At 73.0% G+C, this 25,093-nt stretch carries 21 protein-coding genes and 2 tRNA genes; 6 read left to right on the forward strand and 17 right to left on the reverse strand.

The annotated features are described in order from the left end of the window. The first annotated feature begins 61 nt into the window (after positions 1-61). Positions 62-135, forward strand: a tRNA-Ile gene (locus DMB38_RS17190). Positions 136-202: 67 nt separating this feature from the next. On the opposite strand, the gene DMB38_RS17195 is transcribed toward DMB38_RS17190, so the two are convergent. Further along, entirely contained in the window at positions 203-1,717 is a 1,515-nt protein-coding gene (locus DMB38_RS17195) for an MFS transporter (protein ID WP_240662320.1), read from the reverse strand. A gap of 179 nt (positions 1,718-1,896) precedes the next feature. Between DMB38_RS17195 and DMB38_RS36910 the strand changes: the two genes are divergently transcribed. From DMB38_RS36910 to DMB38_RS17205, 3 genes are all read left to right on the forward strand, one after another. Further along, entirely contained in the window at positions 1,897-2,031 is a 135-nt protein-coding gene (locus DMB38_RS36910; protein ID WP_018838829.1) for a DLW-39 family protein, read from the forward strand. Positions 2,032-2,229: 198 nt separating this feature from the next. After that, on the forward strand, positions 2,230-4,239 hold the full coding sequence (locus DMB38_RS17200; RefSeq protein WP_125935931.1) for a VWA domain-containing protein: 2,010 nt from the start codon (positions 2,230-2,232) through the stop codon (positions 4,237-4,239). 11 nt (positions 4,240-4,250) lie between these two features. After that, entirely contained in the window at positions 4,251-5,738 is a 1,488-nt protein-coding gene (locus DMB38_RS17205) for a hypothetical protein (RefSeq protein WP_206337704.1), read from the forward strand. 32 nt (positions 5,739-5,770) lie between these two features. Here the strand turns inward: DMB38_RS17205 and DMB38_RS17210 are convergent, their stop codons facing one another. From DMB38_RS17210 to DMB38_RS17235, 7 genes are all read right to left on the reverse strand, one after another. Beyond that, complete coding sequence (locus tag DMB38_RS17210; protein WP_125935933.1) at positions 5,771-7,183, reverse strand: serine/threonine-protein kinase; 1,413 nt, start codon at positions 7,181-7,183, stop codon at positions 5,771-5,773. Between the two features lie 46 nt (positions 7,184-7,229). After that, positions 7,230-7,775 carry a transcriptional regulator gene (locus tag DMB38_RS17215; protein ID WP_047016814.1) on the reverse strand — a complete coding sequence of 182 codons (546 nt, stop codon included), beginning with the start codon at positions 7,773-7,775 and terminating at the stop codon, positions 7,230-7,232. Between the two features lie 167 nt (positions 7,776-7,942). Further along, a complete protein-coding gene (locus tag DMB38_RS17220; RefSeq protein ID WP_125935934.1) occupies positions 7,943-8,803 on the reverse strand; it encodes a class E sortase in 861 nt (286 codons plus the stop codon). 48 nt (positions 8,804-8,851) lie between these two features. After that, on the reverse strand, positions 8,852-11,503 hold the full coding sequence (locus DMB38_RS17225) for a class E sortase (protein ID WP_125935935.1): 2,652 nt from the start codon (positions 11,501-11,503) through the stop codon (positions 8,852-8,854). Beyond that, a complete protein-coding gene (locus tag DMB38_RS17230) occupies positions 11,500-12,222 on the reverse strand; it encodes an aminodeoxychorismate/anthranilate synthase component II (protein WP_125935936.1) in 723 nt (240 codons plus the stop codon). The genes DMB38_RS17225 and DMB38_RS17230 overlap by 4 nt, the downstream gene beginning before the upstream one ends. Then, positions 12,219-12,392 carry a hypothetical protein gene (locus DMB38_RS36145; RefSeq protein WP_027774183.1) on the reverse strand — a complete coding sequence of 58 codons (174 nt, stop codon included), beginning with the start codon at positions 12,390-12,392 and terminating at the stop codon, positions 12,219-12,221. The genes DMB38_RS17230 and DMB38_RS36145 overlap by 4 nt, the downstream gene beginning before the upstream one ends. Positions 12,393-12,583: 191 nt before the next feature. Then, positions 12,584-13,333, reverse strand: coding sequence for a DUF881 domain-containing protein (locus tag DMB38_RS17235; RefSeq protein ID WP_125935937.1), 750 nt, complete (start codon positions 13,331-13,333; stop codon positions 12,584-12,586). Between the two features lie 128 nt (positions 13,334-13,461). On the opposite strand from DMB38_RS17235, the gene crgA reads away from it, so the two are divergent. Next, on the forward strand, positions 13,462-13,719 hold the full coding sequence (gene crgA / locus DMB38_RS17240; protein ID WP_047016818.1) for a cell division protein CrgA: 258 nt from the start codon (positions 13,462-13,464) through the stop codon (positions 13,717-13,719). 312 nt (positions 13,720-14,031) lie between these two features. On the opposite strand, the gene DMB38_RS17245 is transcribed toward crgA, so the two are convergent. Both DMB38_RS17245 and DMB38_RS17250 read right to left on the reverse strand, forming a co-directional pair. Continuing rightward, positions 14,032-14,931: a rhomboid family intramembrane serine protease gene (locus DMB38_RS17245; RefSeq protein WP_125935938.1), complete on the reverse strand. Its 900-nt coding sequence runs from the start codon at positions 14,929-14,931 to the stop codon at positions 14,032-14,034. A 102-nt stretch (positions 14,932-15,033) separates the two neighbouring features. Next, positions 15,034-15,558: a peptidylprolyl isomerase gene (locus tag DMB38_RS17250; protein ID WP_047016820.1), complete on the reverse strand. Its 525-nt coding sequence runs from the start codon at positions 15,556-15,558 to the stop codon at positions 15,034-15,036. A gap of 182 nt (positions 15,559-15,740) precedes the next feature. Between DMB38_RS17250 and DMB38_RS17255 the strand changes: the two genes are divergently transcribed. Beyond that, on the forward strand, positions 15,741-16,565 hold the full coding sequence (locus tag DMB38_RS17255; protein WP_125935939.1) for a DUF5324 family protein: 825 nt from the start codon (positions 15,741-15,743) through the stop codon (positions 16,563-16,565). A gap of 158 nt (positions 16,566-16,723) precedes the next feature. On the opposite strand, the gene DMB38_RS17260 is transcribed toward DMB38_RS17255, so the two are convergent. The 7 genes from DMB38_RS17260 to DMB38_RS17290 form a co-directional block, all read right to left on the reverse strand. After that, positions 16,724-16,796: transfer RNA gene (locus tag DMB38_RS17260), tRNA-Ala, on the reverse strand. A gap of 81 nt (positions 16,797-16,877) precedes the next feature. Beyond that, complete coding sequence (gene pknB / locus DMB38_RS17265) at positions 16,878-18,827, reverse strand: Stk1 family PASTA domain-containing Ser/Thr kinase (protein WP_125935940.1); 1,950 nt, start codon at positions 18,825-18,827, stop codon at positions 16,878-16,880. Positions 18,828-19,118: 291 nt separating this feature from the next. Further along, on the reverse strand, positions 19,119-20,573 hold the full coding sequence (locus DMB38_RS17270) for a penicillin-binding transpeptidase domain-containing protein (RefSeq protein WP_125935941.1): 1,455 nt from the start codon (positions 20,571-20,573) through the stop codon (positions 19,119-19,121). Continuing rightward, positions 20,570-21,979 (reverse strand): FtsW/RodA/SpoVE family cell cycle protein, encoded by a 1,410-nt coding sequence (locus DMB38_RS17275; protein WP_125935942.1) that lies wholly within the window; start codon positions 21,977-21,979, stop codon positions 20,570-20,572. Before DMB38_RS17275 ends, DMB38_RS17270 begins: the two co-directional genes overlap by 4 nt. Before the next feature lie 22 nt (positions 21,980-22,001). Then, the gene (locus DMB38_RS17280) at positions 22,002-23,519 is read right to left on the reverse strand and encodes a PP2C family serine/threonine-protein phosphatase (RefSeq protein ID WP_125935943.1); all 1,518 of its coding nucleotides are present in this window, start codon (positions 23,517-23,519) and stop codon (positions 22,002-22,004) included. Positions 23,520-23,545: 26 nt separating this feature from the next. Further along, on the reverse strand, positions 23,546-24,052 hold the full coding sequence (locus tag DMB38_RS17285) for an FHA domain-containing protein (RefSeq protein ID WP_047016826.1): 507 nt from the start codon (positions 24,050-24,052) through the stop codon (positions 23,546-23,548). 10 nt (positions 24,053-24,062) lie between these two features. Further along, entirely contained in the window at positions 24,063-24,926 is an 864-nt protein-coding gene (locus DMB38_RS17290; protein WP_047016827.1) for a DUF3662 and FHA domain-containing protein, read from the reverse strand. Positions 24,927-25,093: the final 167 nt, after the last annotated feature.

Consider the following 25,093-nt stretch of genomic DNA (forward strand, 5'->3'; position numbering starts at 1 on the left):
GGGTGACGCCCGCTATCGATTTGGGCCGCGGCTCGGCGGTGGGGTAATCTCTGTGCAGCGCGCGGCTATAGCTCAGTCGGTTAGAGCGCATCCCTGATAAGGATGAGGCCCCAGGTTCAAGTCCTGGTAGCCGCACCGGAAATGGCGAAGGGCGCCTCCTCGTGACGAGGAGGCGCCCTTCGGCTTTGTCATGCCGCCGGGCTCATGCGGCCACCGACCCGGAGACCGGTCGCGTCTGCTTGGCCGGGCGGGGGAGGAAGGGGACCAGGAGCATTGAGGCGGCGGTGATGAGGCCGGCGGCGAGGAAGGCGCGGGCGTAGCCGTCCTCGGGGGCGCCGTGGCCCGCGGAGGCGACCGCGCCGAGGATCGCCAGGCCCAGCACCGCGCCGATCTGGCGCGAGGTGTTGACGAGGCCCGAGACGCCGCCGGCGTCCCGCTCGCCGACGCCCGACGTGGAGACGTCCGTGAGGAGCGCCAGCAGGACGGCCTGGCCCGCGGCCATCGGGAGGGCCGGGCCGAGGATCGCGGAGACGAAGGTGCCGTCCGCGTCCATCGCCGCCGCCTGCCAGAGGAAGCCGGCGCCCGTGAGCAGCCCGCCGGCGACCGTCATCGTGCGGCTGCCGAAGCGGGCCGAGAGCCGGGGCGCGAGCTGGGAGGCGATGATGAGCGCGGCGGTGTGCGGGAGGAAGGCCAGGCCGGTGCGGATGGCGCTGTAGCCGAGGACGGTCTGCATGTAGAGGGTGAGGAAGTACCAGAGGGCGAAGGCGCCCACCATGCTGACGAGCGTGACGACGTTGCCGACGGCCACCGCGCGGATGCGGAAGAGCCGCAGCGGCATCAGCGGCTGCGCGGAGCGCGCCTCCACGGCGACGAAGCCCGCCAGCGCCACGAGCCCGGCCAGCAGCGGCAGCAGCGCGGAGCCCGCGGTCCAGCCCGCCGACTCGGTCTCGGTGATGCCGTACGCCACGGCGCCGACGCCGCCGGTGACGAGCACGGCGCCGGGGAGGTCCAGGGCGGGGCGGTCGGCGTCGCGGTGCTGCTCGCGCAGCCAGAGAAGGACGACGGCGCCCACGGCGACGCCGATCGGCACGTTGATCAGCAGCACCCAGCGCCAGGACGCCAGGTCGGTGAGCGCGCCGCCGATGAGCCCGCCGGTGGCGCCGCCGGCGGCACCGACCGCCGTCCAGGCGGCGATGGCCCGGGTACGGGCCGCGCCCTCGGGCAGCGCCCGGGTGAGCAGGGAGAGGGTGACGGGCGCGAGGAACGCGGCGCCTACGCCCTGGGCGGCGCGGGCGGTGATGAGCACGGCGTCGCTCTGCGCGAGGCCGCCGGCGAGGCTGGCGACGGCGAAGAGGGCGAGTCCCGCGAGGTAGACGCGCTTGGGGCCGAAGAGGTCGGAGAGCCGGCCGCCGAGCAGCAGGAAGCCGGCGAAGGCGAGGGCGTAGCCGTTGACGACCCACTGCAGGGCGCTGCCGCTGAGGGCGAGGTCGTCGCGCATGCTGGGCAGGGCGACGTTGACGACGGAGACGTCGAGGACGACGAGGAACTGGCCGATGTACGAGGCGAGCAGCACGGGCCAGAGCCGGGACGGGGACGCGGTGCCCGCCGGTGCGGCGGCGGGGGCCCGGGACCGGTGGCCCGCGGCCGGATCGGTCGTCTTCGTCAGGGCCGCCGGATCCGCGGCGTCGGTCGTGTCGGTGGCGTCGGGCGTGGTCATGAAGGTCATCGTGCGCGGTGGACGGGTGCGTACGGATCGGGCGCCGGATGGAACCGGGGCGGGGACCTTGGTCCTAGTGCCGTCCTAGTGCCACGGTCCCGAGCCCGGCTCCGGTGTCGTTCGCGCTGTGTATCATCGGGCTTCGTAGTCGAATGTCTCTGGAAGGACGAGGTAGCGCGGTGAAGAAGCTGTTCCTGATCGCATTGGCCGCTCTGGGCGGGCTTCTCGTGTACCGCCAGATCCAGGCGGATCGCGCCGAGCAAGACCTGTGGACGGAGGCCACCGACTCGGTGCCCTCCTCTTCGGGCGTCTGAGACGCGAGAGTTCCGAGCAGAGCCGCCCGTTCCGGGCAGGCCCCGGGCCCCGGCCCCGCCGCTCGCGCGGCAGTGCGGCCGGGGCCTCGGCATGACCGGAGCGCTGTTGCACGACCGTGACGCACGTCCCCTGTTATTTGCTACTGCACACGTTTTACGGTGCATGAGCACATGGCAGAGAACGAGGGGGGACATGTCATGGAACGACCACCGCGCGGCCGCCCGGGACGGCCCGCGTACGCCGGCGTGGCCGCGGCGCTCGCCGCCGCGCTGACCGCGGGACCGCTCTCCGGGGCGACCGCCGCACCCGCCGCGCCGGGAACGCCCGGCGCACCCGCCGCGCCCGCTGAGCCCGCGCCGACCGGCGGCGGCCTGGTGATGGTGCTGGACTCCTCCGGCTCCATGGCCGACGACGACGGCTCCGGCGCCACCCGGATCGAGTCCGCCCGCGCGGCCGTCGGCACCGTCGTCGACGCCCTGCCCGACGGCCACCCGACCGGCCTGCGCGTCTACGGCGCCGACCGCGCCGGCGGCTGCACCGACACCCGCCTCGCCGTGCCCGTCGAGGCGCTGGACCGGGACCGCATCAAGGGCGCCGTAGCAGAAGTGAAGCCGAAGGGCGACACCCCCATCGGCCACGCGCTCCGGCAGGCCGCCCGGGACCTCCCCGAGCGCCCGCCCGGCGCCCTCGGCCCTCGCTCCCTCCTCCTCGTCTCGGACGGCGAGGACACCTGCGGCACCCCCGACCCCTGCGAGGTCGCGGCGCGACTCGGCGAGACCGGCGGCGCCTTCGGCGCCCTGCGCATCGACACGGTCGGCTTCCAGGTCGGTGGCAAGGCCCGCGACGAGCTGAAGTGCATCGCGGAGAAGGGGCACGGCGCGTACTACGACGCCCCCGACGCCGATGCGCTCGCCCGCCAGCTCCAGCGCGCCGCCCGCCTCTCGGCCGACGGCTACCGCTTCCGCGGCGACCCGGTCGAGGGCGGCGCCGGCCGCGGCGGCGCCGCGGACGTCCGGCCCGGCCAGTACCTCGACAGCATCGGCGCGGGCGAGACCAAGTGGTACGCCGCCGAGCTGGACGCCGCCTCCGCCGCCGACTTCGGCGTCACCGCCGTGCCGCAGCCGGGTGTGCCCGTCGCGTACGGCGACGGCATCGAGCTGGAGCTGCACGCCGCCGAGGGCAACGGCACCCGGTGCGACGCCAGGGACGGGCACTTCGAGCAGGACGAGGGCGCGCAGCCGCTGACCGCCGCGGTCAGCCGCATCCCCAGCGCCGAGGGCGGCGAGCCCTGCGACGCCGCCGGCCGCTATCTCCTCAGCGTCCACCGCACCAGCGCCGCCGGCTCCGACCGGGCCCGCTGGCCGCTGGAGCTGGCCGTGGGCCGGGAGGAGCCGCTGCGCGCCGGGGTCACGCCCGCGCAGTCCGAGACGGACTACGGCCCGGCCGGCGCCGAGGGCGCCGAACTGCCCACCGCGGAGCCCGAGGACATCACCGGCGGTACGGGCTTCAACGACGCGAAGGCGATCGGCCCCGGCGTCTGGCGCGACGAACTGCTGCCCGCGCAGACGCGCTTCTACAAGGTCGGCGTCGGCTGGGGCCAGCAGCTCCGCTACCGCGTCGAGTTCGCCAACGAGCCCACGCTCGACGGCGCCGCCGGGACCTCCAGCTTCGCCGCCACCGACCTCTACGCGCCCGGCCGCGCCGCCGTCGGCGAAGGCCCGTTCAGCTCCAGCCGGAGCTACTACGGTGAGCCCGTCGCCGCCGACCTCGGTACGGTGCCGGTCAGTTGGACGAACCGCTACGAGACCGCCGCGGAGGTCGTGCCCGTGCGCCGCGGCGGCGCGTACTACCTGTCGGTCTCGCTGGGTCCCGATGCCGCGCGCTTCGCGCGGAACACGGCCATCGGCGTCGTGCTCCGCGTCGGCGTCCTGGGCGAGGAGAAGTCGGGGCCGCGGCACGGGGCGCCGGCCGCCGCCGGTGACGGGAGCGGCGGCGCGAACGGCGAGGACGGCGGGAAGGATGCGCGGGCCGGTGCGGAGGGGGAATCATCGGACTCCGTCCTGCCGCTCGCCGGCGGGATCGCGGGCGGGGTGCTGCTCGCCGGCGCGGGGGGTGCGTTCGTGATCGTACGGAACCGGAAGCGGCGGCCCGCGGGTGAAGCGCCCGCGGAAGCGGCGGCAGGCAACGGCGTAAGGGGTGGATGGTGAGGACACGAACGATGGCGGGGCCGGCCGCGGCGCTAGCGGTGGCCGCGCTGGCGGCGCAGGCCGCACTCCCGGCGGCGGCTCCGGCGGCTTCTGCGGCTCCGGCGGCGACGGCCGCCCGCCAGGGCGCGGCGCCGGTGAACTCCCCCGCCGACGCCGGCGAGTACCGGACGGCGGAGGACGCCGAGCCCATCGAGGGCGCCGCGAGCAGCACCGGCGGCGAGAAGGTGGAGGCCGGCAAGACCTACACCGACTCCCTCGCCCCCGGCGACGAGCTGTACTACAGCGTCACGCTCGACGCGAAGTCCCACGCCTGGATATCCGCCGTGGCCGCGCCGCAGCCGGGCACCAAGGTCGCGTACGGCGACGGCATCGAGCTGGAGCTGGAGAGCAAGGGCGGCGACCGGTGCGGCAGCTCCGACGTCGACTTCGCCGCAGACGGCGCGGCCCGGCCGATCGCCGACTACGTGGGGCGCGTCGTCCAGCCCGGGGGCACCTGCCAGGAGGCCGGCGTCTACAACCTCATCGTCACCCGCGTCAGCGACGCGACCTCCAGCCCGGCGGAGTGGCCGCTGGAGCTGCGCTTCATGGCGGAGCCGCCGCTGGCGAAGGCCGGGCCGACGACCCCGCCGGATCCGCAGTCCATCCCCACCGAGGCCCCGCCGCCACCGACCGGCAAGGCCGAGCGGCGCAAGGGCGGCACCGGGTTCAACGACGCGGTCGCCATCGACCACGGCGTGTGGACGGACGAGATCCGGCCGGGCGCCACGCACTTCTACCGGGTGCCGCTCGACTGGGGCCAGCAGCTCTTCCTGCAGACCGAGTTCGGCACGACGCGGGTGAGCGACGAGACGGCGTTCGCCTCCAACGGGGTGCGCGTCGACTTCTACAACCCCGCCCGCGGGTTCGTCGCCAACGAGAACGAGACGTACTTCGGCGACGACCCCGCGGCGATCCCCGCCGTGGCCCCGCCGGTGGCGTACGAGAACCGCTACGCGTCCTACAGCCGTGAACTCGGCAACGTCGGCTTCGCGGGCTGGTACTACATCGCCGTCAGCGTCTCCGAGGAGGTCGGGGAGTTCGCGGACGGGCCGGTGCCGGTGGAGCTGCGGACGACCATCAAGGGCGAGCCCGAGGAGGGCCCGGCGTACGACGGAGACGCGGCGGCGGCCGGGTTCGCGGTGACGGACGACGACCGCGACACGGCGGCGAAGGGCACGGCGGCCGGCGCGGAGAGCGACGGGGACGGTGCCGGGAAGAAGATCCTGGCGATCGCCGGGATCGGCGCGGGCGTGGTGCTGCTGGCGGGTCTGGGCCTGTGGACGCTGCTGGCGCGGAGCCGGGCGGTGCCGGGCGCGGCGGGCGGCCCGCAGGTGGCGGGCGAGGACACGCAGACGGCGCCCGGGGCGTACGGGAGCGGGGCCGGCGGTCCGGCGTACGGCGAGCGGCCGTACGGGGACGCGCACCCGCCGCTGCCGCCGCAGCAGAACTGGCGGCAGTAGGGGGCAGCAGCGGGGGCGCGGGCGTACGGGCGTCAGCCCGACACCAGCGCCCAGACGCCGGCCGCCATCAGCAGCACCGCGAGCACCACGACCGGGATCGCCACCTTCGCCGGCGGTCCCGGTCGCCGTTGCGGCACCGCGGCGCCGGGCCGGGGCTGCGGCGGCTGGGACCGCGGCTGCGGCTGGGCCGTCGTGTACGGGGCGGTGGGCGTCGGCGGCTGCGACGCGGCGGGTGGCGCGATGCCGTAGCTGGTCGCCTCGGCCGGGTCGCCGGCGCCGGGCGGGCCCGCTGCCGGCGGGTGCGCGGTGCCGGGCCCCGCCGGGCCCGGCTCGGGCGCGGCGGCCGCGGGCGGGGGTACGTATCCGGTGGAGCCCGGCGGCGCGTACGCGGGCCCCGCCGGGCCCGCGGCGCCGGCGTCACCGGCCAGCCCCGTACCCGTACCGAAACCGGCACCAGGACCGGCACCGGCTCCGAAACCGGCACCGGGACCGGGACCGGGACCCGCACCGGCACCAAGTCCCGGACCCGGCCCCGGCGCGCCCTTCGCCGCCCTTTCCTCCGCTCGCTCGGGACCTCGCGGCCCGAACCCCACCGGCAGCGGCCCGAGCTGGTCGAAGACCTCCACCGGCTCCTCCGCCGGATCCAGCTCGGGCAGCAGCTCCGCCGCCTCCGCCAGCGCCTTCCGCGTACCCGTCGCGGTACGGAACCGCATCTCCGGATCCGGCTGCAGCAGGCTCGCGAGCACCTGCCACAGCGGCTCCGGCACGTCCTTCGGGGCCGGCGGCACGCCGTTCTTCAGATACATCTCCACCAGCGCCTGGCTGTCCGGACGCTCCCCGGTCAGCAGGTACAGCGCCAGCAGACCCACCGCGAAGAGGTCCGCGGGGAAGTCGGGCTCGGCGCCCAGCATCTGCTCGGGCGCGAAGTAACCGGGCGTCCCGACGACGAAGTTGGTGTCGGTCAGCCGCGGCTCGCCCTTGCGCATGGAGATGCCGAAGTCGGAGAGCCGGAGGTGCGGCCGGCCGGTGCCGGTCGCCTCCAGCAGCACGTTCGCCGGCTTGATGTCGCGGTGCACGACGTTCTCGCCGTGCACCGCGGCCAGGCCGGCGAGGAGCTGGTCGAGCAGCAGGCAGACGAACCGCGGCGGGAGCGGTCCGTAGTCGCCGATCAGATGGGCCAGTGAGCCGCCGCCCACCAGATCCATCGTGAAGAGCACCTTGTCGTCGTCGGCCGCCCAACTGGCGGGTGCCAGCACGTGCGGGTGGTCGATGCGCACCGCCTGCTCGCGGACGAAGCGCAGCAGCGTGTGCGCGTCGCTCTGCTGCAGCACCTTGGCCGCCACATAGCGCCGTCGCCGGTGATCCCAGGCGCGCCAGACCGCGCCCACCCCGCCCCGGCCGATCGGATCGATCAGCTCGTACCGCCCAGCGAAGACCTCACCCATGCTGCTGCGCCCGCCCCTTGTACGGCTTCGTTAGTAATTCATCCGGTTATGACTGATGCGCTTCGTAATGTGCTACGGCATCGGCGGTGCGCCCGGCGCCGTACACCCGGAGGAACTCTGCCAGCTCCGGCTGCGTCGGCGCGAGCCTGTCCGCCGCGTCGATGATGTCGCCGGCGGCGGCCACCGAGCGCAGCAGGGACTGGATCTCCCGCACGACCCGGCGCACCGTCGTCGATCCGGTCGACGACTGCGTCTGCGCCGTTCCGAGCACCGCGCCTCCCGCGCTCTTGCGGATCCCCTCCATCCGTTCCGCCGCCTCCGCCGCGGAGACGCTGCCGCTCGTCACCTCGGCGGCCAACTCCTGCAACGCCTGTACGCGCTGTACCACCGACGGATTGCCGATCTTCGCCCGCTGCCCGCTCATGAGCTGCGACAGCATCGGCGCCGAGATGCCGAGCACGGCGGCCAGCCGTGCCTGGTTCAGGCCGAGATCGTCGATCAGCCGCCGGAACAGCACGCCCAGCGGTTCGCCATACCAGCTTCGCTGTAGTTCTCGTGCGCGTTCGCTGGTGTCCTGCCGTGGAGCTCCCATGCCGTGCGGCCTCCCCAGATGTCCCCGAGTCCAGATTCGCGCTTGCGAACTGCATCCTACGGAGCGGGACCGCCCCCAGACAGACCTCGGGGAGGTGAGATAACCGGGACGCGTTCTTCCACGTCCGCGACGGTCTACGCGTGCCACTCCGGGCACCCGCCGGGGGCTCAGGACAGCTCGGGCGGCGGGGTGCGCTCCTCGTCGACGCGGTCCACGCGCTCCAGCTCGCCCCAGACGACGTAGCGGTGCCGGGAGGTGTACATCGGGGTGCACGTGGTGAGCGTGATGTACCGTCCCGGCTTCGTCTTCCCGGACTCCTCCGGGATCTTGTCCAGCACGGCGGTGTTGTACTTCGACGTCTCGGAGAGGACGGCGTAGGTCTTGTAGACGTACCAGCGGTCCTTCGTCTCGAAGACGATCGGGTCGCCCTCCTCTATGCGGTGGATGTCGTGGAACTTCGCGCCGTGCCCGTCGCGGTGGGCGGCGAGCGTGAAGTTGCCGCGGCGGTCCCAGGGCATGGCCGACTTCTTCGGCTCGGTGTAGTAGCCGGCGACGCCCTTGTTCAGGTCGTCGGTCGCCGTGCCCTTGCGGACGAGGATGTTCTCCTCCATCGCGGGCACGTGCAGGAAGCCGATGCCGCCCTTGAGGTCGCCGATGTCCACGGGGCGGGGCTTGCCGTCGTCCGGGGTGTTCTCCCAGGAGTCGCGGAGGTCGTCGGTCATGCGGCCGGCTTCGCGGTTGGCCTGGACGTTGGTCCAGTACAGGGAGTAGACGACGAAGAGGGCCATGAGGACGCCGACGGTGATCAGCACCTCGCCGAAGACGCTGACGGCCCCGGCGAGGAGACCGCGGCGGCGGGGCCGGGGCGGGGCCGCTTCTCCGGCTTCTTCCTCCGCGGCCGCTTCCCCGTCGTCCCGTACGGGCCCGGCCGCTTCTTCCCCGGCGTCCTCCGGGTCCCGGGCCTTCGGCGCAGCCTCTCCCGCGGCCTCTGCGGGTCTGCTCTCCCGCTCATCGTCCGTCGCTGCCACCGCTTCCCCGTCCGTTCCGTCCCGCCGGCCTCCGGCCGCCCGTACCGCTCAGTCCATGAGCGCGTCGGGCTTGCCCTCGCTGCGCGGACGCTCCTCGATCATCTTGCCCCAGACAATAAGCCGATATTTGGACGTGTACTCAGGCGTGCAGGTCGTTAGTGTGACGTAGCGCCCCGGCTCGGTGAATCCGGACCCCTCGGGCACCGGGTCGATGACGTCGGTGTTCGACGGCGAAGTCGACGGGAGCGTGCTGGCCACCTCGTAGATGTAGTACGTGTCCTTGGTCTCGACGATGATCTCCTCGCCCTTCTCCAGCCGGTTGATGTACCGGAAGGGCTCGCCGTGGGTGTTGCGGTGCCCGGCGACCGCGAAGTTCCCCTTCTCGTCCCACGGCATCGCGGTCTTGAGGTCGCCCTCCGAGTAGTGGCCGAGGAGGCCGCGGTCCAGGACCTTCTGCTTGTCGATGCCCTGCGCCACCGGGCGGTTCACGTCCAGCGACGGGATGTGCATGATCGCGAAGCCCTCGCCGGCCTCGAACGCCCCCGGGTCGCGGGCGTCCTCCTTGCCCGCGCCGTCGCCGCGCTCCCACTGCTCCTCCAGTTGCTGGGCCTCCTGCCGGGACTCGCGGTCGGCGAGGACGTTGGTCCACCAGAGCTGGTACACGACGAAGAGGAGCATCAGCACGCCCAGGGTGATGAACGCCTCGCCGGTGATGCGGCTGATCAGCACGGTGCGCTGCTGCTTGGCGGCGCGGGCGGCCTTGCGGGCGGACATCCGGGTGCCCAGCGCGCGGGCGACGTTCAGGGACATCGTCTGAACGGTGCGGTCCTCGCGGTCGCCCCGTCCCTCGCGGCCGTCGTCGCCCGTGCCGCGGCGGCGGGAGGCGGGGGCGGTGCCCCAGGTGAGGCGCTGGTCGCCGTTCGCGGGCCGGTCGGTGGCGGGGGCGGCGGGGGCCGGCGGCTGCACCTGGGTCCGTGGCTGCGCCTGCGCCTGTGCCTGGGCCTGGGCCTGGGCGTGTGGCTGGGCCGCTGCCGGGGCCCGCGCCGGGTCGGCTGTGGCGGGGCCGCCGGCGTGGGCGGCGGCGGAGAGGTCGCCCCAGGGGGAGGGGTCACGGTGGGCCGAGGGGTCGGCGCCGACGTCTGCACCTGAGGCGGCGGCGCTCGCCGGGGCGCCGCCGGCGTGCCGGCCCTGGGCGGGCACGGTGTACGGCTGTTGCTGCTCCTCGACCGCGGGCCGCCCGGCGTGACGGCGCGGGGAGGGCTGGGGGGCGGCGGGCGGGTCGAGGGGGTCGGTGAGGGGGTCGCCGGTCCCGGCCCGGCGGCGGCCGGTCGGCGGTGCCGGGTCGAGGGGGTCGGTGAGGGGGTCGCCGGTCCCGGCCCGGCGGCGGCCGGTCGGCGGTGCCGGGTCGAGCGGATCGGTGAGGGGGTCGCCGGTCCCGGCCCGGCGGCGGCCCGTCGGGGGCGCCGGGTCGAGGGGGTCGGTCAGCGGGTCGCCGGTCGCCGCCGGGTAGGAGGTGCCGAGGGGCTCGGCGGGCGCCTGGTCGTAGCCGAGGAGCTGCGGGTCGTACGCCGCCGGGCCCTGCGGGTGGTACGCGGAGGTGCTCTCCCCGTACGCGGCCGCCTGCGGCGCCTCCGCGTACGGGGACGGCGACGGGTGGCCCGCGTCGTACGACGACATCGGGTACTGCGCCGCGGTCCCCTCCTGCGGCACGATCGCCGTCTGGCCGGCCGGCGCATCGGTGTGCGCGGGGTACGCCGGGGGCGCGTGGGCGCCGGGGGCGGCGCGGTCGTCCGGGTAGTGGGCATGCGGGGCCGGTACCGGGGCGGTGCCCGGGGCGGGCGCGTAGCCGCCCGGGTGGTCGGTGCCCGGGTAGTGGCCGTCGTGGGGCGGCGGATCGTTTCGCGGGGAGCCCTGCGCGGGGTCCGCGGGGGGCGCGTAGGCGGCGGGGGCGGCGTTCGGGTCGCGGCCGTCCGGCGGGGTGTGCGGGCGGAACCAGCGGGAGACCGCCGAGGTCGGCGACTCGGGCCGCTCCAGCGGCCGCGGCCGCGGTCCTTCCACGGCCGCGGGCTCCTGCCGCGGCACGTGCGGCTGCGGGTACGCGGTCTGCGGATGCCGGGGCCGCGGGTGCTCGCCCTGCGAGGGCTGCTCCGTGAAGGGACCCTGCCCTTGCGGGGGCGGTGCGCCCTGCTCCGGCCGCGGCCCCGCGTCCGCGCTGCGCGGCGGCGGCAGGGGGTCGCCGCGGAGCGGGTTGCGGTGGGCGTACTCCGGCAGGTGCCCCTGCTCCAGCGGATCCTGTCCGCCGGCGCCGTAGCTCCCGCGCCCCCGGCCCCGGCCGCCCTGTCCCTGTTCGTACGGACCGGAGCCGCCCCCGGCGCCCGCGCCGTAACCGGCGGGCCCCGGGCCCGTACCGGAGCCGAACCCCGGCCGCGTACCGGACGATCCGGCACCCGCGCCGGACATCCCGGCGCCCTGCCCGCGGCCCCCCGCACCGGGGCCCGCACGCCCGCCCGCTCCCGACGTGTCCCGGCGCGGCAGCGGCGGCAGGCCGCCGGACTGCGGGTCGGTGAGCGGGTCCGCGGCGTCGTCCGCCGGCCGGCCGGGGGCGCTTGAGTCGTGGAAGCCGCGGTAACGCGCTTCGCGCCCCGGCTCGCGCTCCTCCGCGCGCCCCGGTGCGTTGCCGTCCGGCCGGGTGTCGGTCACCCCGCTGTCCCGGCCGCCCCGCCGCCCGCGGGCGCCAACCCGCCCACGCGCGCCACGTCAGGTGCCGGCCCCTGTGCCGGGCCCGTCACCGGCCCGCGCGTCACCGGCGCCAGCCCCGCCGACCGCTCGACGGCACCGGCGTCGCCGCACTCGACCAGCCAGTTCGCCAGCATCCGGTGGCCCCACTCCGTCAGCACCGACTCCGGGTGGAACTGCACGCCCTCCACCGGCAGATCGCGGTGGCGCAGCCCCATCACCAGGCCGCTGTCCGTCTCCGCCGTGACCGCCAGCTCGTCGGGCAGCGACTCGCGCTCGACGGCCAGCGAGTGGTACCGCGTCGCCGTGAACGGCGACGGCAGCCCGGCGAACACGCCCGCGCCGCCGTGCGTCACCGGCGAGGTCTTGCCGTGCAGCAACTCCGGCGCCCGGCCGACCACACCGCCGTACGCGACCGCCATCGACTGCAGTCCGAGGCAGACCCCGAAGACCGGCAGCCCCCGCTCCGCGCAGTGCCGCACCATGTCGACGCACACCCCCGCCTGCTCCGGGGTCCCGGGCCCGGGGGAGAGCAGCACGCCGTCGAAGCCGTCGTCGGCGTGGAGCGGCGTCACCTCGTCGTTGCGCAGCACCTCGCACGAGGCGTCGAGCTGGCACAGGTACTGGACCAGGTTGAAGACGAAGCTGTCGTAGTTGTCCACGACCAGAATGCGCGCGCTCATCGCCGGGCGGCTCCCTCGTCGACGGTGACGTCGTTGAACGGCAGCAGCGGCTCGGCCCAGGGGAACACGTACTGGAAGAGGAGGAAGACGATGCCGAGGACGAGGATGAGCGAGATCAGCGCCCGTACCAGCGCGTTGCCCGGCAGATGCCTCCAGATCCAGCCGTACATGCGTCCCTCTTCGCCGATCTTCGCCGTTGTCCTTGCGTTGCCTCGCGCTGCCTTCGCGGGGCCCGTCCGCGGCCCGCGTGCGGCCGTGCGCCGTTGCCGAATTCGTCCGTACGAGTCACCAGACTAACGACCCGTGCCCCACGAAGCGGCGGGCTTCGCCCGCGCCACCGGCCGGGGGGACGTGGGAGTGGTCACTCCACGGGGCGGGCGTGGTGCAGGCCGACGGTGCCGGAGTAGCCGGGGAGCGTCACGGAATCGTGCCGGTCGACCTCGTAGCCGAGGCCGTACGCCTCGACGTAGCGCAGATAGTTCTGCACCGCGGGCTCGGCGTCCAGGGCGGCCTGGAGGTCCTGCCGGTCGCCGACCGCGGTGATCTTGTACGGGGGTGAGTACACCCGGCCCTGGAGGATGAGGGTGTTGCCGACGCAGCGCACCGCGCTGGTGGAGATGAGCCGCTGGTCCATGACCCGGATGCCCTCCGCGCCGCCCGCCCACAGGGCGTTGACGACGGCCTGGAGATCCTGCTGGTGCACGACGAGGGTGTCCGGCGTGGGGTCGGGCACGCCGGGGATGAGCGCGGTGGCGTCCGGCGGGGCGTCGGTGAGCGTCACGGTGAGCCCGGCGCCGTCGACCTCGGTGGCCCCGGCCGCCCGCTCCGCCTCCCGCAGTTCCTTGCGGGGGGCGGTGCCGGCGCCGTGGTCGCGCTCGGCGAGGGAGTCGACGTCCTCGCGGAGGGAGGCGTTGCCGCCGTCGAGGCGCTGGTTGGCGCGGTCGCGCTCGTAGATGAGGTCGGTGAGGCGGAGCATGGAGTCGTCGGTGCGCAGGTTGGTGCCCTGCGCGGTGTTGAAGCTGGTCCAGAAGATCAGCCCGGCGAGGGCGAAGGCGGCGAAGGTGAAGAGCCGTGCGGGCCTGATACGGAGCCGCCGTGCGGAATTGGTCACCGTACCCTTGTCTCCTTACCCCCGGTGGAAGGACTACGCTAACGGACACGCCCGGGGAAGGAGCCGCCCCCGCGGCTCGGGGCCTCCCCGACAGGCCCGCAACCGCAGCGTCGACAGGAGAGTCTCTCGTGCCGAAGTCACGGATCCGTAAGAAGGCCGATTACACCCCGCCGCCGGCGAAGTCGGGCGAGTTCAAGCTGTCAGGCACCGGCAGGAGCTGGGTGGCACCGCTGATGCTGGCGTTGTTCGTCATCGGACTCGCCTGGATCGTCGTGTTCTACGTCACCACCGGGGACCTGCCGCTCGAATCGATCGGCAACTGGAACATCGTGGTCGGCTTCGGCTTCATCCTCGCGGGGTTCGTCGTCTCCACGCAGTGGAAGTAGCCGCCGGCCACCCCCTCGCGGCTCGCCGCGGGCAGAGTTATCCACAGGTCATCCACATGCTGTGCAGAAAGCAGAAGATCTGTGGATAACCTCAGTGGCGTTGACGCCGGTCCGACCGCGGTACACCGTCCGGACCAGCGGTGATTCCGCGACCTGCCAAGGAAAACGCAGGGGTGTTCGATATCGAACGGCTGTCCCCACGGTACGCACAGGATCGCTGACTACCTGTGGACAACTTCGGGCGTGGCTGCTTGCCCCACCCCTCTCAACGCGGCTGCGGCCCCGAGGTTACGTGGCCCGCCGCGGCGGGCGCTACGTCAGTTGCAGGGTGCGGATCACGACCACCGCGACGATCGCCAGCAGCGCCGCCGCCGCCACCGCCCGCTGCACCAGGACCCGCTTGTCGCGGGGCGCGTGCACGAACCCGTACGCGACGGCCGTGCCGATCACGAGCCCGCCGATGTGGCCCTGCCAGGCGATGCCCGACCAGGTGAAGGTGAAGACCAGGTTGATCGCCAGCAGCACCAGCACGGGCCGCATGTCGTAGTTCATCCGGCGCATCAGCACCGCGGTGGCGCCGAAGAGGCCGAAGATGGCGCCGGAGGCGCCGAGCGCGGCGTCGTTGGGCGCGGCGACCAGATAGAACAGCGCGCTGCCGCCGAGGCCGGAGAGCACGTAGAGCGTGACGAACCGCAGCCGGCCGAGCGCGGCCTCCAGCGGCGGCCCGAGGAACCACAGCGCCAGCATGTTCAGCGCGATGTGGGCGACTTCCTCGTGCAGGAAGACGGAGCTGAGCAGCCGGTAGTACTGGCCCTCCGCGACGCCTTCGAGCGGCCCGCCGAAGGAGAAGACCGCCTTCCCGACGAGGAGCATCGGGTCGCTGACCCGGTCGCCGCCGGTGAGCACGGCGAGGAAGACCGCGAGGTTGAGACCGAGGATGATCTTGGTGATGAGCCGCGGGTCCTCCGACATGACGCCGCCCGCGAGCGTACGGGGCGCGGAGGCGCGCGGCGCGGGACCCGTACCCGAGCCGCCGCGGACGCACTCGGGGCACTGGAAGCCGACCGACGCGCTTATCATGCACTCCGGGCAGATGGGCCGGTCGCAGCGGACGCAGCGCACGCCGGTCTCGCGGTCCGGGTGCCGGTAGCAGCCCGGCAGCCCGCTGTCCCCGGCCGGTCTCTCCGCCCCTCCCGGCGCCTGGTCCGTCATTGCACCGCGTCCCCTCTGGTTCTCCGCACGCCCCGCCCCGCACTCCCGCCCGTCGACTCACCTGCTGGTGGTACGACGGGCGGGGCGCTCAGGTTCCCGGGGTCAGCGGCGCGTGATCTCCACGGACTCGATGACCACGTCCTTCTCGGGGCGGTCGGCCCGCTTCGTCCGGACGGCCGCGATCTCGTCGACGACCTTCTTGCCGGCCTCGTCGGCGACCTCGCCGAAGATGGTGTGCTTGCCGGTCAGCCAGGCGGTCGGCGCCACGGTGATGAAGAACTGCGAGCCGTTGGTGCCGGGCCCGGCGTTCGCCATCGCCAGCAGGTACGGGCGGTCGAAGGCCAGGTCCGGGTGGAACTCGTCACCGAACTCGTAGCCGGGGCCGCCGGTGCCGTTGCCCAGCGGGTCACCGCCCTGGATCATGAAGCCGCTGATGACGCGGTGGAACACGGTGCCGTCGTACAGACGCTCGTGGGAGACCTGACCCGTCGCCGGGTGGGTCCACTCGCGCTCGCCGGTGGCGAGCCCGACGAAGTTCTGCACCGTCTTCGGCGCGTGGTTCGGCAGGAGCTTCACCTCGATGTCGCCGTGGTTCGTCTTCAGGGTGGCGTAGAGCTGCTCGGCCACGATGTGCCTTCCTTACGGATTCATTTGCGTCCCCCGATCCTCGCACGCCCGCCCGGGCGATCCCCAGCCTCCTGCCAAGTGATCGGCGTGACATAACATGCTTAAAAGGTTGAATCCGGGCATGATCTGTACGCAGGTGAAGAGGCGCACAGTGCCACCCGGCCCGTACGAAGGAGAGATCCGTGACCCGCAAGAACGGTGCGCGCACGGCCACTGACACGGCGAAGCAGAGCGTGCAGCAGGCGGCCGAGGCGGTGGCGCCGTACGCCGCCACCGCCAGGGACCAATGCGCCCACATGGCGCACGAGGCGCTGGAGCGCTTCCGCCCGATGGTCTCCGACATGGCCGCGAACGCCCAGGTGGCGTACGGCGCCCACCTGGAGCCCCAGGTACGGAAGGTGCGCCAGGCGGTGCCCGGCGAACTGGACAGGACCGCCTCCGGCATGGCCCGCCGGGCGCGCGGGGCGGCGGCGTACGCGGCCCCGCGCGTCCTGGGCGCCGCCGCGGCGACGAAGGCCGCGGCCGTCGCGACGAAGGCCGCCGCGGGCCCCGCGACCAGGCAGGCCGCCGCCCGCGGCACCGCGGCGCTGTCGGCGCTGCGCGGCGAGGTGAGCCCGGCGGAGATCGACCGGCTGGCGCGCAGGCGGCAGCGTCGCGCGGCCGTCGGCCGTACGGTCAAGCGCACCGCCGTCGTCGGCGCCCTCGGCGCCGCGGCGGTCGCCGTCTGGCGCTGGTGGGACCGCCAGGTCAACCCGGACTGGATGGTCGAGCCCCCGGAGGCCACGGAACCCGGAAGCGACGCCTCCACCACCCGGATCGTCGACGACACCGAGTACATGGACCGAGAGACCCGCATCGACCGCGCCGACGCCGACCGCGACGCGGACGCCGAGGCCCGCCGGGCGGCGGCGGACATGGACGCCGAGGGCGGCGGCACGGCCCGCTCGGAGGCGGGCGAGCCCACGGACACCGGCCGCGCGTACTACGAACGCGAGGACGACCTCTGACGGCGGGTGACGCTCCGGCCGCCGGCCCGGGTGGCGTCGATCACGCCGGAGCCGCCGCGGCCGTCACCACCGGGACGCCTTCCCCACGCAGGGGAACGCCCTCCGGAAGATCCCTTCCGGAGGGCGTTCCCCTGCACCCCGTCCGCGGGTGCGGGTCGTGGAGCCTAGGAGAGTCGAACTCCTGACATCTGCCATGCAAAGACAGCGCTCTACCAACTGAGCTAAGGCCCCGAAGCGGCACCCAGCCTACCCGCTCGGCGGGGTCGCTCGCATCGCGCTGATCTACGCGGCCGGGAGCCCGGCCCGGGGACCCTACTCGCCGTCGCCGGGCCGCGTGACCAGGTTCACGGTGCTGCCCGGCTCCACCTCGGTGCCCGCCGGCGGGTCGTGCGCCATGACGATCGCGGCGTCGTCCGAGGGGGCGCCGGGGATGAAGCCGGCGACCAGGCCCATGCCCTGCAACTGGGCCTTCGCCTCCCCGACCGTCTTGTTGACCAGGTCGGACGGCACCGCCACCGTCGACGGCTCGTCCGGCTCGACGGCGACGGTCACCGTGACCGTGTCGCCCTCCGTGGCCGCCGTGCCGCCCTCCGGGCTCTGCGCGATGACCGTCTCCGGAGCGGCGTCGGCCGTCTGCTGTTCGGTGCGCGAGACGACGAAGCCCTGGCCCTCCAGGGTCGACTTCGCGTCCTCGTACGAGAGGTCGATGACCCGCGGGATGTTGATCGTCGCCGGCTCCGTCTCCTCCGGCTCGACCGCGACGGTGAGCGTCACGGTGGCGCCCTTCGGGGCCTTGGTGTCGCCCTCGGGGTCCTGGCTCAGCACCTGCCCCTCCGGCTCGCTGGACTCCTGGTCCTCCTGCTCGACGTCGAAGCCCGCCTCCCGCAGGGTGTCCTCGGCCTCGTCGGCGTCGACGCCCTCCACGTTCGGGACGGTGACCTTCTGCGTGCCCGAGCCCTTGGAGACGACCGCCGTGACCGTCGAGCCGCGGTCGACGTCCTCGCCGGCCGCCGGGCTGGTGCTGCACACGGTGCCCTTGGGCTCGTCGCAGCGCTCCTCGCCGGACTTCGTCAGGGTGAGCTTGACGTTGCTCATGGCGTTCTGGGCGTCAGAGAACTTGTCGCCGACGACGTTCGGCACCGTGACCGGGTCCGCCCCCTGTTCGCCGAAGATGGACTTGCCGATGAAGATGGCGCCCACGAGGACCAGGATGCCGGCGAGGATCAGCAGCACCGTCGACGTCGCGCCGCTGCGCTTCTGCTGCCGGCGGCGGCCCTGCCCGCCGTCGTAGCCCATGCCGCCGTCGTCGTCCCGCGCGGGCGGCAGCATCGTGGTGCCGTAGCCGTTCTGCGGGGTCATGGCGGTGGTCGGGGTGTCGCCGCCGTAGCCGACGGCGCCCATCGCGGCGGCCGCCGCGACGGGCAGGCCCTCCAGCGCGGCGTCGATGTCGGCGCGCATCTCGTCGGCGCTCTGGTACCGGTAGTCCGGGTCCTTGACGAGCGCCTTCATCACGATGGCGTCCATCTCGGGCGTGACCTCGGGGTCGAACGTGCTCGGCGGCGGCGCCTCCTCGCGTACGTGCTGGTACGCCACCGCCACCGGGGAGTCGCCGACGAACGGCGGCCGGCCGGTCAGCAGCTCGTACAGCAGGCAGCCCGTCGAGTACAGGTCGGAGCGGGCGTCGACCTGCTCGCCCTTGGCCTGCTCGGGGGAGAGGTACTGCGCGGTGCCGATGACCGCGGCGGTCTGCGTCATCGTCATGCCGGAGTCGCCCATCGCGCGGGCGATGCCGAAGTCCATGACCTTGACCTGGCCGGTGCGCGTCAGCATGACGTTCGCCGGCTTGATGTCGCGGTGGACGATGCCGCTGCGGTGCGAGTACTCCAGGGCCTGGAGGATGCCCGTGCACATCTCCAGCGTGCGCTCGGGCAGCAGCTTGCGCCCGGAGTGCAGCAGCTCGCGCAGCGTGGAGCCGTCGACGTACTCCATGACGATGTACGGGATGGAGACGCTGTCGATGTAGTCCTCGCCGGTGTCGTACACGGCGACGATGGCGGGGTGGTTCAGGGAGGCCGCGGACTGGGCCTCGCGGCGGAAGCGGGCCTGGAACGAGGGGTCGCGGGCCATGTCGGCGCGGAGCGTCTTGACCGCGACCGTACGGCCGAGGCGGGTGTCGTGGGCGAGGTACACCTCGGCCATCCCGCCGCGGCCGAGCACCTGGCCCAGCTCGTACCGCCCGCCGAGGCGACGCGGCTCTTCCATAGCTACTCCCAGCCCTCTTCCGTTCCTGCTCCCGTGGTGAAGTGGAGCACCGGCACGGGGTGTCCGGCTCGTGCTGCTCGGCATACCGTACCGGGCGCGGATGACACCGTTCGGGCCAGACCGTCAGCCGATATCCGACCGGTATCCGACCGCTATCGGGTGACGCCGCGCACCCGCTCCGCGGTTCCCTTCATGCGGTCACTTTCCCGGCACTCCCCCCGGGTGACATCCCCCGCCGCTCCACTCCTCACCCTTTCGTTCCCCGCCTGCGTCCCGCTTGCGTGCGGTCCGCTACCGCCCCAGACCGGCTTCCATGACGCTCTTCGCGATCGGCGCCGCGACGCCGCCGCCGGAGATGTCGTCGCGGTTCGCGCTCGCGTCCTCGACGACGACGGCGACGGCGATCTGCTTGTCGCTGTCGGGGTCCTTGGCGTACGAGATGAACCAGGCGTACGGCAGGTCGCGGTTGTCGATGCCGTGCTGCGCGGTACCCGTCTTGCCGCCGACGGTGGCCCCGTCGATCTTGGCGTTGGAGCCCGTGCCCTCGTTGACGACGGTCTCCATCATCTGCTGCATCTTCTGCGCGTTCTCGCCGGAGAGCGGCTCGCTCAGCGTCTGCGGCTGCGTCACCTCGATGTCGTTGAGGTTCGGCGCGACCAGCTTCTCGACCATGTACGGCTTCATCAGCTCGCCGTCGTTGGCGACGGCCGAGGCGACCATCGCCATCTGCAGCGGCGTCGCGCGGTTGGACGCCTGGCCGATGCCGCCCATGGCGTTCTGCGGGCGGTCCATCTCCGGGTAGATGCTCTCGGCGGCGCGGACCGGGGTGTCCAGCTCGGAGTTGCCGAAGCCGAACTTCTCGGACATCTCGATCATGCCCTCGTTGCCGACCTTGTCGCTGATCATCGCGTAGACGGAGTTGCACGACCACTGCAGCGCCTCGCGCAGGGTGGCGTCCTCGCACACGCCCTTGACCTCGTTGCCCAGGGTGTTGGTCGACAGCGGCAGCTTGTACGTCTCGGGGGCGCCGGTCGACTCGTCCATGTCGTACTTGCCGCTCTCCAGCGCCGCCGCGGCGGTGACGACCTTGAACGTGGAGCCGGGCGGGTACGTCTCGCGCAGCGCCCGGTTGAGCATCGGCTTGTCCTTGTCCTTGTTGAGCGCGACCCAGTTCTCCGAGTCCTTGTTGGAGTTGCCCGCGAAGGAGGACGGGTCGTAGCTGGGGCTGCTGGCCAGGCCGAGGATCGCGCCGGTCTCCGGGTCGATGGCGGCGACGGCGCCCTTGCGGTCGCCCAGGCCCTCGAACGCGGCCTTCTGCACGTTCGCGTCGAGGGTGGTGACGACGTTGCCGCCCTTCTTGTCCTTGCCCGTGATCATGTCGATCGTGCGGTTGAAGAACAGCCGGTCGTCGTTGCCGGTGAGGATGCCGTCGTTCAGCGCCTCCAACTGGTTGGCGCCGAACGCCTGGGAGGCGTAGCCGGTGACGGGGGCCCACAGGGGGCCGTCCTTGTAGGTGCGCTTGTACTTGAAGTCGCTGCCCGAGGTCTCGGTCGAGCCGGTGATCGCCTTGTCACCGACGATGATGTTGCCGCGGGGGTGGGCGTAGCGCTCGATGGCCACGCGCCGGTTGTCCTCGTGGTTGCGCAGCTCGTCGGCCTCGACGAACTGGATCCAGTTGACCCGGACGAGCAGGGCTATCACCAGCAGGCCGCAGAAGACGGCGACGCGGCGGAGTGGCTTGTTCATGTGCGTACCACCTGGGTCATCTCGGCGTCGGGCGAAGGTGCGGGCGCCGGTGCCGGCCTGCGCGCGGTGTCGCTGATGCGCAGCAGGATCGCGATCAGTGCCCAGTTGGCGATGACCGAGGAGCCACCCTGGGCGAGGAACGGCATCGTCATGCCGGTGAGCGGGATGAGCGCGGTGACGCCGCCGGCGACGACGAAGCACTGCAGCGCGAACGCGCCGGAGAGGCCGACCGCGAGCAGCTTGCCGAACGGGTCGCGGGCGGCGAGGGCCGTGCGCATCCCGCGCTCGATGAGGAGCCCGTAGAGGACGACGATCGCCATGAGGCCGGTGAGGCCCAGCTCCTCGCCGACGGTGGCGAGGATGTAGTCGCTCTTGGTGGCGATGCCGCCGATCAGGCGCGAGAAGCCCTGGCCGAGGCCGGAGCCGAAGAGGCCGCCGGAGCCGAAGGAGTACATCGCCTGGGCGGTCTCGGTCACGCCGTCGTTGACGGGGCTGCGTGCCAGCGGGTTCAGCCAGTTGTCGACGCGGTCGCCGATGTGGCTGTTGAAGGAGGCCACGCTCACCGCGCCGAGTGCGGAGAGCAGCAGGCCGAAGACGATCCAGCTCGTGCGCTCCGTGGCCACGTAGAGCATGATCACGAAGAGGCCGAAGAAGAGCAGCGAGGTGCCGAGGTCGGTCTCGAAGACGAGGATCATGAGGCTGAGGCCCCAGATCACCAGGATCGGGCCGAGGTCGCGGCCGCGGGGCAGGTACAGCCCCATGAAGCGGCGGCTGGCCAGGGCGAGCGCGTCCCGCTTGACCATCAGGTAGCCGGCGAAGAAGACCGCGATGACGATCTTCGCGAACTCGCCCGGCTGCAGCGAGCCGAGGCCCGGGATGCGGATCCAGATGCGGGCGCCGTTCACGTTCGCGCCCAGGCCCGGCACCATCGGCATGATGAGCAGGACCAGCGCCGCGGCCATGGAGATGTACGTGTAACGCTGCAGGACCCGGTGGTCCTTGAGGAAGAGCAGCACGACGACGAAGAGCCCGACGCCGACCGCGGACCACATGAGCTGGCCGGGCGCCATCGGGCCGCCGAGCGCGGGCGTGGTGAGCGACGGCTCCTGGTCGAGGCGCCAGATCAGCACCAGGCCCAGGCCGTTGAGAAGGGTGGCGATCGGCAGCAGCAGCGGGTCGGAGTACGGGGCGAACTTCCGTACCACCAGGTGCGCGACGGCGGCCAGACAGCCGAGCCCCGCCGCATAGCCGAGGACGCCGGCGGGGACGGTGTCCTCCTTCGCCAGACCCACGTTCACGTACGCGAAGACCGGGATCAGCACGGCGAAGACGAGCATCGCCAGCTCTGTGTTGCGCCGACTGGGCGCAGCCACCGAACTGATGGTGCTGGTGTGGCTGCTGCTCATGTACGGTCCGCCCCCCAACGGGTTATTGGTTCGGGCACTGCCTCGCCAGTTTCTGCTCTTCCTCGGTCAACGAGGCTCCGGGTGCCGGCGACTCGGCCTTCTCGTCCCCCGCGCTGTCTCCGGCCTTGTCCCCTGCGTCGCCCTGCTTGTCGGGGTTCTGCTTCTCCTGCTCCTGCTGCCGCCGCTCCTCCTCCCGCGCACGGGAGTCGGCGGCCTCGGCCTCCGCGACCGTACGGCAGACGTCGGCCTGCTCCTGGAGGTCGGCCACCTTCGCCTGGGCGTCGCCGAGGCTCTCCTCGGCGATGTTGTCCTCGACGCGCTTCTGCTGGTACGTGGGGAGGTACTTCAGCTCGATGTCCGGGTGGTCCTGGTGGACGGAGGAGAGGCTCATCCAGGCGAGCTTCTGGTCGATGCCCTGGTAGACGGCGACGTGGTCGTCCTTCATGCCCACGTAGTACTGGGACTGAGTCCAGTCGTACGCCTTGTAGCCGCCGAACCCCAGCCCGCCGAGGACCACGGCGATCAGCAGCCCGCGCTTGAGCCACTTGAAGCGGGGCGGGGCCTTGACGAAGTCCTCGTCGTTGTACGACAGCCCGTACGGGTCGCCGCCGTCGCCGGCCGGGCCGAAGCCGCCGGCCTGCGGGGGCGTGGGCCGGCCCAGGCCCGCCGCGCGGGCGGCCGGGGTCTGCATGCCGGCGGTGTCGATCTGGTGCTGGTTCTCGGCGACGGCGCCGACGACCAGGGGGGCGTCGTTGAGCCGGCCGGCCATGGTGTCGTCGTCGGCGGCGTCGAGGACGTCGGCGATGATGACGGTGATGTTGTCCGGGCCGCCGCCGCGGAGCGCGAGCTCGATCAGCTCCTGCACCGTCTCCTGCGGCCCGGCGTAACCGGCGAGGGTGTTCTCCATCGTCTCGTGGCTCACCACGGAGGACAGGCCGTCGGAGCAGACCAGGTAGCGGTCGCCGGCGCGCACCTCGCGGATGGACAGGTCGGGCTCGACCTGGTCGCCGCTGCCGAGCGCGCGCATGAGCAGCGAGCGCTGCGGGTGGGTGGTCGCCTCCTCCTCGGTGATGCGGTTCTCGTCGACGAGCCGCTGCACCCAGGTGTGGTCCTTGGTGATCTGCGTCAGCGCACCGTCGCGCAGCAGGTACGCGCGGGAGTCGCCGACGTGCACGAGGCCCAGCCGCTGGCCCGTCCAGAGCAGGGCCGTGAGCGTGGTGCCCATGCCCTCCAGCCGCGGGTCCTCCTCGACCATGCGGCGCAGCCGGTCGTTGGCGTGCTCCACGGTCGTGCCGAGCGCGGTGAGCAGGTCGGAGCCCGGGACGTCCTCGTCGAGGGCGACCATGACGGAGATGACCTCGGAGCTGGCGACCTCGCCGGCGGCCTGGCCGCCCATGCCGTCGGCGATGGCGAGCAGCCGGGGACCGGCGTAGCCGGAGTCCTCGTTGTGGTCACGGATCATGCCCTCGTGCGACCCGGCGGCGAAGCGCAGAGAGAGGCTCATGCGCACCTCGCCGGTCGGCTCCGGGTACATCCGCATGGTGCCCGCCCTCCGGTCATGGTCTTCTACTTCCGCAGCTCGATGACGGTCTTGCCGATCCGGATCGGTGCGCCGGGCGGGATCGGCACCGGCACGGTGAGCCGGGTCCGGTCGAGGTAGGTGCCGTTGGTGGAACCGAGGTCCTCCACGATCCAGCGCCCGTCACGGTCCGGATAGATCCTGGCATGCCGCGAGGAGGCGTAGTCGTCGTCCAGCACGATTGTCGAATCGTGGGCCCGTCCCAGGGTGATGGTCTGCCCCTGCAGGGTGACGGTGGTGCCGGTGAGCGACCCCTCGGTGACCACGAGTTTGGTCGGGGCCCCGCGCTGGCCCCGGCGCCCGCCGCGGCCGCCCCTGGCGTCCTGCGGCGGCGCCTGCGGCCGCGGCGGCGGCCGGTCCTGGGCGGCCGCCGCCCGCCGGGTGACCCGGGTGCCGAACAGGTCGCTGCGGATGACCTGTACGGCGACGATGACGAACAGCCACAGTACGGCGAGGAAACCCAGCCGCATGACCGTCAGGGTCAGCTCTGACATCGGCCCCGCTTCACCCTTCTTGCCGGTAGAGGACGGTGGTGTTGCCCACGCGGATGCGTGAGCCGTCGCGGAGCGTAGCGCGCTGGGTGTGCTGGTCGTCCACCACGATGCCGTTCGTGGACCCGAGATCCTGCACCATCGCGCCGCCGTCGAAGGTACGGATCTCGGCGTGCCGGCGGGAGACGCCGGGGTCGTCGATCCGCACGTCGGCTTCCGTGCTGCGGCCCAGGACCAGCGACTGCCTGGTCATCTGGTGACGTACGCCGTTGATCTCCAGCCAGTGCCGCAGCCGGCGCGCGCCGCCGGGCGGGGCTCCGGCGGGGGCGCCGCCGGGCGGCCCTGGCGGCGGTCCCGCGGGCATGGGCGGCGGCTGGTGCTGCGGCGGCCGGCCGTAGGCGGCGTAGTCGCTGGGCTGGGAGCCGTAGCTGCCGGGGCCCGCGGGTCCCGGGGGCATGGTGGGCGCCCCGCCGGGCCGGCCGCGCGCGGGCGCCTGGGAGTGGCTGCCCGCCAGGGTGCGGCTGCGGATCCGGTAGAGGCCCGTGTCGAGGTCCTCGGCCTTCTCCAGGTGCACCTTTATCGGGCCCATGAAGGTGTAGCGCTGCTGCTGGGCGTAGTCGCGGACCATGGCGGCCAGCTCCTCGCCGAGCTGGCCGGAGTAGGGAGCGAGCCGGTCGTAGTCGGGGGCGCTCAGCTCCACGATGAAGTCGTTGGGTACGACGGTGCGCTCACGGTTCCAGATCGTGGCGTTGTTGTCGCACTCGCGCTGCAGGGCGCCGGCGATCTCCACCGGCTGCACCTCGGACTTGAACACCTTGGCGAAGGTGCCGTTGACGAGACCCTCGAGACGCTGCTCGAAGCGCTTGAGTACTCCCACGGGGCACCTCCTCTCCTACGGGCCTTCCCGCCGGGCCCTCGAACATGCTGCTCGAAACTGCACGCTGATCGTATCCACGCGCGGGGGAATGGACTGGTTCCCGGTCCCCGCCGCCGGTACCTGGTGTCCTCTCTCACACCTGTCTCGCACCTGTCGGGACGGCCGTC

This window comes from Streptomyces sp. WAC 06738, from assembly GCF_003945505.1.
Lineage (GTDB): Bacteria > Actinomycetota > Actinomycetes > Streptomycetales > Streptomycetaceae > Streptomyces.

What these genes read in the sequence shown, in the direction of transcription:
- DMB38_RS17195 (WP_240662320.1), bottom strand. Translation starts at nt 1,717, where the DNA reads ATGACCACGCCCGACGCCACCGACACGACCGACGCCGCGGATCCGGCG.
- DMB38_RS17200 (WP_125935931.1), top strand. Translation starts at nt 2,230, where the DNA reads ATGGAACGACCACCGCGCGGCCGCCCGGGACGGCCCGCGTACGCCGGC.
- DMB38_RS17205 (WP_206337704.1), top strand. Translation starts at nt 4,251, where the DNA reads ATGGCGGGGCCGGCCGCGGCGCTAGCGGTGGCCGCGCTGGCGGCGCAG.
- DMB38_RS17210 (WP_125935933.1), bottom strand. Translation starts at nt 7,183, where the DNA reads ATGGGTGAGGTCTTCGCTGGGCGGTACGAGCTGATCGATCCGATCGGC.
- DMB38_RS17215 (WP_047016814.1), bottom strand. Translation starts at nt 7,775, where the DNA reads ATGGGAGCTCCACGGCAGGACACCAGCGAACGCGCACGAGAACTACAG.
- DMB38_RS17230 (WP_125935936.1), bottom strand. Translation starts at nt 12,222, where the DNA reads ATGAGCGCGCGCATTCTGGTCGTGGACAACTACGACAGCTTCGTCTTC.
- DMB38_RS36145 (WP_027774183.1), bottom strand. Translation starts at nt 12,392, where the DNA reads ATGTACGGCTGGATCTGGAGGCATCTGCCGGGCAACGCGCTGGTACGG.
- DMB38_RS17245 (WP_125935938.1), bottom strand. Translation starts at nt 14,931, where the DNA reads ATGACGGACCAGGCGCCGGGAGGGGCGGAGAGACCGGCCGGGGACAGC.
- pknB (WP_125935940.1), bottom strand. Translation starts at nt 18,827, where the DNA reads ATGGAAGAGCCGCGTCGCCTCGGCGGGCGGTACGAGCTGGGCCAGGTG.
- DMB38_RS17270 (WP_125935941.1), bottom strand. Translation starts at nt 20,573, where the DNA reads ATGAACAAGCCACTCCGCCGCGTCGCCGTCTTCTGCGGCCTGCTGGTG.
- DMB38_RS17275 (WP_125935942.1), bottom strand. Translation starts at nt 21,979, where the DNA reads ATGAGCAGCAGCCACACCAGCACCATCAGTTCGGTGGCTGCGCCCAGT.
- DMB38_RS17280 (WP_125935943.1), bottom strand. Translation starts at nt 23,519, where the DNA reads ATGCGGATGTACCCGGAGCCGACCGGCGAGGTGCGCATGAGCCTCTCT.
- DMB38_RS17285 (WP_047016826.1), bottom strand. Translation starts at nt 24,052, where the DNA reads ATGTCAGAGCTGACCCTGACGGTCATGCGGCTGGGTTTCCTCGCCGTA.